General features: G+C 44.0%; 8 protein-coding genes, 2 pseudogenes and 2 CRISPR repeat arrays. Of the genes and pseudogenes, 9 read left to right on the top strand and 1 reads right to left on the bottom strand.

All coding sequences use genetic code 11. The features are described 5' to 3' along the window. Positions 1 to 358: 358 nt before the first annotated feature. From A3842_RS12510 to A3842_RS12475, 8 genes and pseudogenes are all read left to right on the top strand, one after another. A pseudogene (locus A3842_RS12510) lies at positions 359 to 757 on the top strand (CRISPR-associated endonuclease Cas3''); the annotation flags it as partial. Between the two features lie 340 nt (positions 758 to 1,097). Beyond that, entirely contained in the window at positions 1,098 to 3,260 is a 2,163-nt protein-coding gene (locus A3842_RS12505; protein ID WP_074101637.1) for a CRISPR-associated helicase/endonuclease Cas3, read from the top strand. A gap of 4 nt (positions 3,261 to 3,264) precedes the next feature. Further along, complete coding sequence (gene cas5c / locus A3842_RS12500) at positions 3,265 to 3,948, top strand: type I-C CRISPR-associated protein Cas5c (RefSeq protein ID WP_074101636.1); 684 nt, start codon at positions 3,265 to 3,267, stop codon at positions 3,946 to 3,948. Beyond that, positions 3,945 to 5,771 (top strand): type I-C CRISPR-associated protein Cas8c/Csd1, encoded by a 1,827-nt coding sequence (gene cas8c, locus A3842_RS12495; protein ID WP_074101635.1) that lies wholly within the window; start codon positions 3,945 to 3,947, stop codon positions 5,769 to 5,771. The genes cas5c and cas8c overlap by 4 nt, the downstream gene beginning before the upstream one ends. Then, entirely contained in the window at positions 5,772 to 6,629 is an 858-nt protein-coding gene (cas7c, locus tag A3842_RS12490; RefSeq protein ID WP_074101634.1) for a type I-C CRISPR-associated protein Cas7/Csd2, read from the top strand. It abuts the gene before it with no gap. Positions 6,630 to 6,643: 14 nt separating this feature from the next. Then, positions 6,644 to 7,447: pseudogene (cas1c, locus tag A3842_RS12485) on the top strand (type I-C CRISPR-associated endonuclease Cas1c); the annotation flags it as partial. A gap of 9 nt (positions 7,448 to 7,456) precedes the next feature. Further along, entirely contained in the window at positions 7,457 to 7,747 is a 291-nt protein-coding gene (gene cas2 / locus A3842_RS12480) for a CRISPR-associated endonuclease Cas2 (protein WP_074101643.1), read from the top strand. Between the two features lie 165 nt (positions 7,748 to 7,912). After that, positions 7,913 to 8,407: direct repeats of the CRISPR family, unit length 32 nt; unit sequence GTCGCTCCTTACGTAGGAGCGTGGATTGAAAT. Positions 8,408 to 8,507: 100 nt separating this feature from the next. Continuing rightward, positions 8,508 to 9,471: a CRISPR direct-repeat array (repeat unit 32 nt; unit sequence GTCGCTCCTTACGTAGGAGCGTGGATTGAAAT). Between the two features lie 118 nt (positions 9,472 to 9,589). Next, complete coding sequence (locus A3842_RS12475; RefSeq protein ID WP_244169818.1) at positions 9,590 to 10,714, top strand: GGDEF domain-containing protein; 1,125 nt, start codon at positions 9,590 to 9,592, stop codon at positions 10,712 to 10,714. Between the two features lie 58 nt (positions 10,715 to 10,772). Here A3842_RS12475 and A3842_RS12470 read toward each other — a convergent pair whose 3' ends face one another. Beyond that, positions 10,773 to 11,330 carry a CGNR zinc finger domain-containing protein gene (locus A3842_RS12470; protein WP_074101631.1) on the bottom strand — a complete coding sequence of 186 codons (558 nt, stop codon included), beginning with the start codon at positions 11,328 to 11,330 and terminating at the stop codon, positions 10,773 to 10,775. Positions 11,331 to 11,633: 303 nt separating this feature from the next. On the opposite strand from A3842_RS12470, the gene A3842_RS12465 reads away from it, so the two are divergent. Beyond that, entirely contained in the window at positions 11,634 to 12,128 is a 495-nt protein-coding gene (locus A3842_RS12465) for a DinB family protein (RefSeq protein ID WP_074101630.1), read from the top strand. Positions 12,129 to 12,186: the final 58 nt, after the last annotated feature.

Here is a 12,186-nt window from a genome sequence, read left to right as displayed (position 1 = left end):
GACAAAGGAAGCACGGAGCAGCCGCAGGAATCATTTCCATAAGGGCAACGACCCTGTAAAGGAGCAAGAAACGGCGTCCACCTCCTGAGAGGCCGAACGAAGGAATGTAAGGGCAAAGACCCCGCGTGACATGGGAGGGTAAGCCGTCAGGAGACAGGTGTGGATATCCAAAGTGCGATCACAGAACGTATCCTTGGGTTGGGGATGAATCCCCCGCTCTCTATTCCCGCCACCGGCTTCACCAGAAAATAATGTCATCCTTACATGACTTCTCCAGCTCTCAATCTGTCTATGGCTGAGAATCTTAGAACGAGTGAGTAAACAAGAGTATTTATTAATTTATAGTGGGAGGAGAGTTATGGATTACATTGCTCATATTCGGGAAAGTGACAGGAAAGTCCAGACCGTCACTGAGCATTTATTAGGAGTACAAGTCTTAGCAGAGGGGTACGGTGAAAAGCTAGGAGTTAGCCATATTGCCGGACTCGCAGGTATGCTTCATGACATGGGCAAATATACAGAAGAATTTAGAAATTACATATTGCAAGCCGTTTACCATCCTGAGGCTCCGCCAAAAAGAGGCAGTGTAGATCACTCAACTGCAGGTGGGAAACTGCTATTTGAACAATATCATAGTCTTCCGAAAGATCTATCCAACAAACAGGACCATATGAATAAAATGATTCTGGCCGAAGTTGTAGGGAATGCGATTATTTCACATCATTCATACCTACAGGATTTTATTAATCATGATATCTGAGAGTAGACTTCTTTACAACTGTGGAGCAGAATTTAAGCAGGCAAAAAATCGGTACAGCAACCTAAATTGCTGTACCGATTTTTGCTGCCTAGATTAATAAATCTCTGTTTCAATCCTCGAACTTTAAACAGTTCGACACAAGAAGATTTCCAAATATGTGGAATAGATTGACAATAGATGGGTTGGGGGGATATCCTGAAATTATCAGAGTGGGATTTTAGATAAATAAATCTCTGAAATAAAAAGTAATCTCTCCGTCAATTTCTACTATTAAGAGCAGTCACAGCGCCCTCTTAATTGTACCATTAAATGGTATCACAAGATTGGAGGTTTTGTCTTGTTGTATGCTCATTCCAAACGTGATCCGATTACAAAAGAACTTTTGCCTAAGGAAGAATGGCATCTTCTCACAGAACATCTGGAGGAGACCGCCAAAAAAGCTGCCAAACACGCTGGGTACTTTAACTGTGCTGAGCTTGGTCGTATTCTAGGGTATGCCCATGATTATGGCAAAGCGGATCCGGCATTTTTAAAGCGGTTGGAAGGCTCCAATCAATATGTTGATCACAAGACTGCAGGAGCAGTACTAGTCACTCAGCATTATCCTTCTCTATATGGAAGATTGCTTGCTTACGCTGTGTATGGTCACCACGGAGGATTGCCTGACCACATCTCAAGAGGCTCTTCAGTTGGACTTGACGAAGCACTCAAGAACAATAAATTTTCCATTATCAATAACTTCTATCCTACGATTCCTCCATTAGTAGTAGAGTCTATTCCCAAGCGTATAAAGAGCAGTAACCCCGGAATTTCTTTTTCGCTATTAATTCGCATGCTTTATTCTTCACTAGTTGATGCGGATTACTTGGATACAGAGAAATATTTTTCTCCTGAGAAAGCATCACTCCGTAATAAGTTCCCAACGATCGATGAAATGAGCGCGACATTCTCCACTACACTCACTGATCTTTTGGCCAAACCCCTGAACAGCACACTCGCAAAGTCAAGAAATCAGGTCTTAAAGTGTTGTCTCGAAGCAGCACAAATGCCCACCGGAATCTTTACACTTACCGTACCTACAGGAGGTGGTAAAACCTACTCTTCACTGGCATTTGCTCTCTCACACGCTACACAGAACAATATGCGCCGGATTATTTATGGGTTACCATTCACTTCTATTATTGAACAAAATGCAAATGTGTTTCGTTCCGCACTTGGTAAAGGAGCAGTGCTAGAGCACCATAGTAATATTGCAGCCTCTCAAGATGATGAGATTGATATTAATAGATTAGCCAGCGAAAACTGGGAAGCAAATTTGGTTGTTACCACTAACGTTGAACTTTTTGAGAGTCTTTTTGCGGCAAAGCCTTCCCGTGCGCGTAAACTGCATAATCTTGCAGGAAGCATCATTATTTTGGATGAAGCTCAAATGCTCCCGAGTGAATTGCTGCGCCCTTCATTAGCTGCCCTAAAGTGTCTCAGTGCCGATTATGGAGTAACTGTAGTATTGTGTACAGCTACTCAGCCTGCAATACATCCCGATTGGCTGGATGGTATTACGCCAGTAGAGATTATGGACAATCCGATGAAGCTGTACTCAGATTTGAAAAGAGTACGCGTAGAGTTTATTGGTTCGCAAAGTGACGCTGAACTCAATAAGATGATATCTTCCCAGCATCAAGCTCTATGTATTGTCAATACTCGCAAACATGCTCAAGCATTATTTAGAAGATTGGCACAGCAAGATGGAAACTATCATTTAAGCGCACTCATGTGTCCTGTACATCGAACGAAGATCATAGATGAAATAAAAATAAGACTGAAAAATAAGCAACCTTGTGTCGTTATTTCGACCAGCTTACTAGAGGCAGGAGTGGATATAGATTTTCCGCAAGTTTATCGTGAGATCGCTGGAATTGACAGTATAGCCCAGGCTTCTGGCCGATGTAATCGGGAAGGTACGGTAAATGTAGGCCAAGTATTTATTTTTGAATCAACGGATTATGCACTTCCAAGAGGCTGGTTTTCAAGAATGGCAGGATTCACTCGCATGGTTCTAAATCGCTATCCCGATCCTTTAATGCCGGATGCGGTTTCATACTTCTTCCAATTGTGCTATGAGCTTGATACAAACCTTGATGAGTATAATATACTAGAAAATCTTAACGCTGGAGCGAACCAACTTTCCTTTCAATTTCGAGAGGTTGCTGAGAAATTCAAGTTCATAAATTCTGATACAGTACCCATAATAATTCCTTTCGACGAGAAGTGCAGGGAACTAGTAAAGGAGGCACAAAGCTCCCATTATCCTTGCAGTTATAGTCAAAAATTTCAACGATATAGTGTTTCTATTACTCCTAGGGAATTAGAGCAGATTCGAGCTCTCGGGAAGCTAGGGATTATAGATAAAAAGATTTACTATTTAATGGAAGATGGGGAGGGGAATGGGCTGTACAATGGTAGGTTTGGTCTATCTATTAACCCTGATAAGGAGTGGTAGTGAAATGGGATATGGCATTCGTTTATTAGTTAGAGGAGACTACGCCTGTTATACCCGTCCAGAATTCAAGTCTGAACGGGTCAGCTATGATGTTATAACACCATCGGCTGCAAGAGGCGTGTTGGAGGCAATACTGTGGAAGCCAGCTATCCACTGGGTAGTTGATAGGATTTCAGTACTGAATCCTATAGTTTTCGATTCGATTAGGCGCAATGAGTTGGGTTCCAAGATACCCCCAAATAACGTTACAGCAGCCATGAGAGGAGGAAAAGACTTGCATCAATATATCACAGAAGACAGGCAGCAGCGAGCTACGTTATTGCTTACTGATGTGGCGTATATTATTGAAGCTCATTTTGTGATGAATAAAGAGAAGTCTGGCGAAACAGACACTCCGGAAAAATTTTATAATATGTTTCTAAGAAGAGCTCGTCAGGGGCAATGTTTTCATACACCCTACTTAGGATGTCGTGAATTTGCCGCCCATTTTAAGCTAATTGAAGAGGATAGAGTGCCTGAGAGTCATTACAGGAATGATGATGAAATCGATTTGGGATGGATGTTATGGGACATTGAATATAAAGAAGAGATGAATAAGAAAAAAACTGAATACTCGTTCACTCCAAAATTTTTTCGGGCGTACATGAGGCATGGTGTGATAGAGGTTCCAAAGGAAGTGGATTTATGATACTTCAAGCTTTATGCGGATACTATGATCGGCTTGCGGAAGCAAGCGATAGTAAGGTAGCCCAGCCCGGATATGAATTGAACACGGTTGCATGTTGTATTGTTCTCGATAAAGAAGGAAATGTTTGTGATGTTATTGATATGATCGATGAAATTGAAGTGACGGGAATCAAAGGTAAGAAGGAAAAAAAGCGGCAGCCGAGGAGAATTATTACGCCTCAACAGCCTAAACGGGCTGGAAGCCGCCCTGAACCGGCATTTTTATGTGAAAATGCTAATTTTATTTTTGGGATTTATAAGGATCGTGCAGGAGCAGATTACAGGTTTGCAGCAAGCAGAGACATCCATGAGAAGATTTTGATGGATATAGATGATGAGGGAGCACAAGCGATATTAGCTTTTTATAATGTTAGGAAGCAAGGATCATATCAATATGAAGGGGTAAACACAAGCTACCTCGATGATGGGGGAAACATAGTTTTTTTATTGGACGGAGAATTAGATTTCATTCACAATCGCCCGAAAATTCAAGCTGCCTGGAACCGTTATTTAGCTCAACGCTCTACAGAAGCTTCGATTGGGCAATGTTTAGTAACCGGAGAAGTACTGCCAATTGCACGTATTCATGGCAACCTCGGAGGATTTGGGCAGGATAAGCCAACCGTTGTAGGCTTTAATCAAGATAGCTTTGTTTCTTATCGGAAAGAAAAGGGTGAAAATGCGCCTGTCTCTGAAACTGCGGCCTTTAAGTATGTTACGGCACTTAACATGCTTATAAGTGACCGGAATCATTGTGTTCATATGCATGGCGATAAGCTTCTTTTTTGGGCTGAACGCGAAGCACCGTTGGAGGAACAAGCCATTGTTGGGCTTATGGAAGGAGGTACTTCGCAACCTGATAAAATGCTGGATGAAGTGAGGAATCGCGAGCTAGCTTCAATTCTGGATTCACTTTATAAAGGTAAGTCTCCTGGGGAACTGGGACTTGATCCGCATGTGAAGTTTTATCTTCTTGGACTAGCTGCGAATAAGACAAGAGTGGTAATACGTTACTTTTACGTAAATACTTTTGATCAATTGGTTACTCACCTGCAACTTCATCAACAAGATATACATATTGTAGGTCCGGCATGGGAGCCTGAACATCCATCTGTAAATAAAATTCTTATAGAAACGGCAGTGCTTCATAAAAGTGAAAATGTCCCGACTCCACACCGTTCGGCATTGATTCGCAGTATTTTGAGCGGAGGAGTGTACCCAAACAGTTTGTATATGGCAATGCTAGGAAGGATTCGTGCGGAAGCAGCTGCAAATGCGAAGACTGCTATAAACCGTACTCGAATTGGTGTAATCAAAGGGTACCTGAACCGAATATCACGACTACTAAATAACAAGGAGGAGTTGATGACTGTGGCTTTGAATAAAGATGAAAAATCGATCAGCTATTTACTTGGTCGAATATTTGCCCTTTTAGAGAAGGCTCAATCTGACGCTTTGGGAAATGTGAACGCCTCAGTGGTGGACAAGTACTTGAACGCAGCACTTGCCAGTCCGCAGCAGGTATTTCCATCACTACTTTTGAATGCAGAAAAGCATTTCTCAAAAAGTAAAAAGTATAACATTAAGATGCGTATCCGTGAAATTATGGAGGATGTTCCCTCGGATGGTTACCCGAAAACGCTAAATACGGAAGATCAGGGTAAGTTTTTGGTGGGTTATTATCATCAGCAACAAGACATTTATACCAAGAAGGATAAATTAGACTTAAAACAAGATGAGGGAATATCCAAAAATTCTGATGAAAATCATGAGGAGGTTATTTAAATGAGTGAATTACTGAAAAATCGTTATGAATTTGTTCTTTATTTTGACGTGGAGAATGGAAATCCCAATGGTGACCCTGATGCAGGCAATATGCCACGAATTGATCCGCAAACGGGTGTGGGTATTGTAAGTGACGTATGTATGAAACGTAAAGTACGAAATTATATTGAATACGCTCATGAAGGAAATGACCGTTTTGATATATATGTTACCGAAGGTGCAGTCCTTAATAACAAACAGAAGGAAGCTTATGTGGATTCTAATATTACAACCAAGGATAACAAGAACGATAAGCTAACTGCTCAGGCCTATATGTGTAACCGATTCTATGATGTGCGAACCTTTGGGGCGGTTATGGATACAGGGGATTTTAAGTGCGGACAAGTGCGTGGACCGATTCAACTGTGCTTCTCTAAAAGTACAGATGTGATTTTTCCTCAGGAATTAACGATTACTCGTATGGCTTCTACAACGGAAAAAGAGAATGCTTCAGAGAATAGAACTATGGGACGCAAATATATAGTTCCTTATGGTTTATATCGGCTGGAGGGATTTGTATCAGCGAAGTTTGCGCAGAAGACTGGATTCACGGAGGATGATCTTTCAATTTTTTTCGAAGCGCTTAAACAAATGTTTGAGCACGATCATTCTGCTGCTAGAGGGAAAATGTCTGCACGGAAGCTGATTGTGTTTAAACATGATTCGGAATTGGGCAATGCACCATCTGCAGAACTTTTTGAATTGATACATGCAGAACTGAAAGATCCTACTAAACCACCAAGAGCTTATAGTCACTATACGATTACTGTAAATAAGGATGATGTTCCAAGTGGAGTGAATTTGCTAGAGATGTTATAGATATAAACTAATGTCTGGCAAGAGTGACCGGGCAGAGCCGGGGGAATGTGGTGCTTCGCAAGAAGCAATATAACTTATCTGAAGATGAGATTTGTTCAGCTAAGATAGCCCGCAATTTTATTATCGGGAAAATCTATAATCATAAATGGATGCTGGAAAGAATGACAAGAGATTACCCGCTCAGGGTAAATGTAGAGGATTTCAAAGAAACCTCGCAACAGTTGTCGTCCTTAATCCTTGAGGTGAGAACTTGTGAGCAATTAGATAGATTAAGAGGGCTGGAAGGGCAAGCTGCTATATCGTATAACAGAATGTTTGATCAGATGATTTTGCAGCAAAAAGAGGATTTTTATTTCCGCTCTCGTTCCCGCAGACCGCCGCTAGATAATGTAAATGCTATGTTATCCTTTGCGTACACGTTGTTGGCACATGATACAGCCTCCGCTTTGGAGGCTGTTGGATTGGATGCGTATGTTGGTTTTCTGCATCGGGACCGGCCTGGGCGAGTTTCTCTGGCGCTGGATGTTATGGAGGAATTACGGGGTGTTTTTGCAGATAAGTTTGTCTTATCCTTGATCAATAAAAGGCTGGTAAATCAATCGGATTTTCTGAAAAAAGAAAACGGGGCAGTGATTATGACCGATGAGGCCAGAAAGAAATTTTTGACGGCCTGGCAGAACAGAAAGCAAGAAATGATAACGCATCCGTATCTGGGTGAGAAAATCTCATGGGGGTTAGTTCCACACGCTCAAGCTTTGCTATTGGCCCGTCATTTACGCAATGACCTGGATGAGTATCCTCCATTCTTATGGAAGTAGGTGTATAAGCTGTTGGTGCTGATTACTTACGATGTTAGTACCTTAAGTAGTGCAGGTCAGAGCCGGTTGCGCAAGGTATCTAAAACATGCCAAAATTATGGGCAGCGGGTCCAAAATTCTGTTTTTGAATGTATTGTGGATGCAACACAATTTGCCGAGTTGAAAATAAAGTTAAAGGCCATCATTGATCAAGATGAAGATAGCCTAAGGTTTTACCAACTCGGCAATAATCATAAGAATAAAGTTGAACATGTGGGTATAAAGAAATCCATTGACCTGGAAGGTCCACTGATTTTGTAGTGCGAATGTATAGTGTACATGAAATCCCCGGATCATTCGCACTGATTTTATTACATTATTTTCTAAAAAAATAAGCCGAATCCTAATTAATTGCTTATTTTTTTGAGATTTAAGCAGTTTTTAACAATAAAAGTATTTTCATCCTTTATTTGGGCTGAAATCGCTGTCGCTCCTTACGTAGGAGCGTGGATTGAAATCATTGCTGAAATGGACAGGAACAAAGAATGCAGCGTCGCTCCTTACGTAGGAGCGTGGATTGAAATAGGTGCCCTGGTTACATCATCTGCCTTTGCTGCAGTCGCTCCTTACGTAGGAGCGTGGATTGAAATCGCAAAAACGAAGAAATAGAAATGAAGTTGGGAGTCGCTCCTTACGTAGGAGCGTGGATTGAAATTATCACGGCATCAATAAATGGCTTTAACTCCTCGTCGCTCCTTACGTAGGAGCGTGGATTGAAATCTCCAACCGCCCCTGCAGGTCGCCTGGAGCCTCTAAGGTCGCTCCTTACGTAGGAGCGTGGATTGAAATCCCGTACACCAATGTTTCCCCATCCCGTTCCAGGTCGCTCCTTACGTAGGAGCGTGGATTGAAATTATCGTCTCGAGTGTAAAAACAGCCGGCTCAAATCGTCGCTCCTTACGTAGGAGCGTGGATTGAAATAGACAACTATGAGGAAGTCATGCAGGACGGCCTAGTCGCTCCTTACGTGAGGAGCGTGGATTGAAATACACAACCGATAATTACAGGTCATGCCGGCAGCCGTCGCTCCTTACGTAGGAGCGTGGATTGAAATGCATTCACAGGGGCTGTCATATTATATTGCGTTTCGTCGCTCCTTACGTAGGAGCGTGGATTGAAATATCTTGCTTGATGATTTGCATGAAAATTATGTTCAGTCGCTCCTTACGTAGGAGCGTGGATTGAAATATACAGCCTGGACTCATAGGGCTAGTGTTTGCCCCGTCGCTCCTTACGTAGGAGCGTGGATTGAAATTAAAGGGACAACAGCCAACACCCGCTGGGGAGGTGTCGCTCCTTACGTAGGAGCGTGGATTGAAATCTTGACGAATAATTGCTGCTTGGCTGTCAATGCCAGGTCGCTCCTTACGTAGGAGCGTGGATTGAAATTGATGGGTGCTTTCGCTATTTTCGCACATTAAGGTCGCTCCTTACGTAGGAGCGTGGATTGAAATTCCTAAATGCTCAACTGTCCATAGATTAGTAGCGTCGCTCCTTACGCAGGAGCGTGGATTGAAATGCCTTTTGTCGCGTAGTCTGTTCGCGTAATTCCGTCGTTCCTTACGCAGAAGCGTGGATTGAAATTCCACACCACCATTAAGGAGCGAGTCGTTCACCGTCGCTCCTTACGCAGGAGCGTGGATTGAAATACGCCCAGCTGCTTCAGCGGCTCGGTCTCTCCGGTCGCTCCTTACGCAGGAGCGTGGATTGAAATCGGAGACGCACCAACGGTGCGCGACTGGACCGGCTCGTTGCTCCTTACGCAGGAGCGTGGATTGAAATGCTAACCCGGTGAACTGATTCATATATCGTTCCATCGTCGCTCCTTACGCAGGAGCGTGGATTGAAATGTCATGAGTATGAACTGCTCAGAAATGAAGGGCTCGTCGCTCCTTACGTAGGAGCGTGGATTGAAATATCAGTATGTACCGATTGATCGTATGGCCTGGGCTGGTCGCTCCTTACATAGGAGCGTGGATTGAAACATCGTATATAGCACTGAACTTTGATTTTCACCGGCCAAGTATCAAAAATACCGCACATCATGGTAAAATACTATGACTAGTACAGCAACAGTCCAAACTGAATTAGCAGGTGACCGTGTTGAGATTACGAGAATTCATGAACCCTTCCGATTCCTCGGCCTATCGGCAGGCGAAGTGGATCAAACGTTTTTTGCAGACTTATTGGCTTGTGATTTCCCTGCATTTTTTGGCCCAGCTAGGGGCATTTTGGTTTCTGCCGTATGAGAGAGGGGCGCATGAGTTTTATTTTGAGGTGCTGCTGTATCCGACTCTGCTGATGGCGGCGGTGGTGATCATAGCCCAATTGATTGATTACAGCGCCTCTAAGTATTCGTTCTACTCTCTTTTTATGGCTGGCACGATTATTGCCATGATCATCATCCATCTGAACATGGATATCCGTATTATTGGAGCACTTATGCTGCTGCCTATTTTCGCTTCGGCGATTTTTTACAGGCTTGACTTAACATTATTTACATCAGCACTTCAGGCCGTTGCCTTTTTTGTGCTCTATCGATGGGATTTTTGGTTTAAGTATTTTCTAAGTTCGTTTGATCTGATTGCGATCCCGATTTTTCTCATGGTGGGTACCCTGGTAGCTATTATCATGATTATTAACGGACGTGAGCTGGCTAGCGATCTGGAGGCAACGTTGACGGCGAAGCAGGATCTGTTAATCGAGAATGCGATCATGCGCAAGCTGTCGACAACGGATGCGTTAACGGATCTGTACAATCATATTTCTTTCCATGAGTTCTATGACAAGGCACTGGAGTACGGAGATCAAGGTGCACCCTTTCATCTGGCCCTGATTGATATCGATGATTTCAAAATGGTCAATGACAAATACGGACACCGTACAGGGGATATTATTCTGGCGAGAGTTGCCAAAGTCATCCGGGAGCTTATCTCACCGGCGGATATTGCCTCCCGTTATGGCGGAGAGGAGTTTGCCATACTTCTTTTTGAGAAGTCCTTTGAACAGGCAGCAGAGATCGCGGAGAAGATTCGCCTGCGGCTCTCGGATACTCCGCATGAAGAGATGGACGGGGCGGTGGTCACCGTAAGTATCGGACTTGAGAGCTACATGCAAGGAACCACCAAGGAGAAGCTGTTTGAGGAAGTGGACACACTGCTCTATGCGGCGAAACACTCGGGCAAAAACAAAGTGATGACCCCAGGTTCATCCATGGTATTTACATAACGCCAATTCCCGGAGAAATGATCTGGGACGGCACAGTTTTAAGAGTTCAAATGATACGTCATTCGGTGTCCGCCTTCTTGCGCGCCCGGAAACGCCGGACCTTCATCAGATTGCCGCACATTTTATCGTCGCAATAACGTTTCGAGCGGTTGCGGGTATCATCGTAATAGACCCATAGGCAGTCCGGATTCTCGCATATGCAGAAGCGCGAGGTGTCCTTCTCCACAAGCGCAGCGGCAAAAGAAGACGCAATCTCCGCCATCACCTGTGTCCAATCAGCGCGCTGCGGCAAAAGGGAGACTTCCGCCAGGCCAGCGTCATTCCAGACGATCTGCCGAATGGCCGGCCCTTTGTCCATATATCTGTTCAGCTGTTCCAGCGTACCCCGGTTTACTGTATGTACCTGGACTAGCATCTGCACCTCTGCCCACATCAAGCTCCGGAGCTGCTGCAATTGATCCAGTTCTGCGGGCTTAAGCGGCAATTCTGCTTGAAGTAAGTGACGCTCCAGCCAAGAGGCTAGCCATTCGGAATCCATCAGTTTGTCCTTGTCACCGCCACGGTTGCTTGTCCGCCAATCCCGCCAATAACTGTTCAAGAAATCGTCCCATAGCACCGTACATCCCTCCTTCCAGTCCCACCTTTTCAATGATTGTAACAGTTAAAATATAAATTTGCTAGTTACTTGAACCGTGGCGGAGAATATGCTACATTTTCTAAAAAGATAAGAATTTATATGTTTCACGTTACAAATTATCTTTCTCTTTCTCGCTGAAACGGATGCTGCCCTTATAAGGACGGCGTAGCCGTTTCCACTTGGTAACTATTACCCATGTCTTTAAGTCGTTACCGATTTTCGGATGATGCTCAGGAAAGCCATGTTCTACAGAAACTATACGGATGCTCTAGGAGGTAAAACATGCAGAATAAGATCAGTGATGTTTTGCTGGAAAACTGGGATTATGTTATGGATATCGAGGATTGGGCCCCGCCGCTTAGCGCAGCACTGGAAGGTGTAACCAGCGAGCAGGCAATCTGGAAGCCGCAAGGAGTAGCAGGTAATTCCATCTGGGAGACGGTCAACCATTTAACCTATTACAAGGAACGTCTGCTGAAAAAGCTCAAAGGATTGCCGAAGCTGCCTGACGTGGAGAGCAATGATGCTACTTTTAGTGTAGCAGGCAGCGGGGAAGAAGCTTGGGAGCAAGCGGTGGCCAAACTGAAGTACATCCATGCTTCGCTGCGGGAAGTAATTGAGGCGCTGGAGGAAGGCGCATATGACTGGGGGGGTTCCGGGCATGCTCCAGGTGAAGAAGTGATGAGTCTGATTCTGCATGATTCCTATCACACCGGTCAGATTGTGCTGGTCCGCAAGCTGCAGGGCTCCTGGCCCACGAACCGCAGTTTCAATTAAACCTATCAGGTGCTTTTATGAGCCGCAACTCCGGCTCTCCGTGGCTATGGAGAGAACC

The sequence above is a fragment of the Paenibacillus sp. P3E genome (genome assembly GCF_001909045.1).
Classification (GTDB): domain Bacteria; phylum Bacillota; class Bacilli; order Paenibacillales; family Paenibacillaceae; genus Paenibacillus_AQ; species Paenibacillus_AQ helianthi.
The sequence above is the reverse complement of the archived record's forward strand: the minus strand, read 5'-3'. Positions and strand labels throughout refer to the sequence as shown.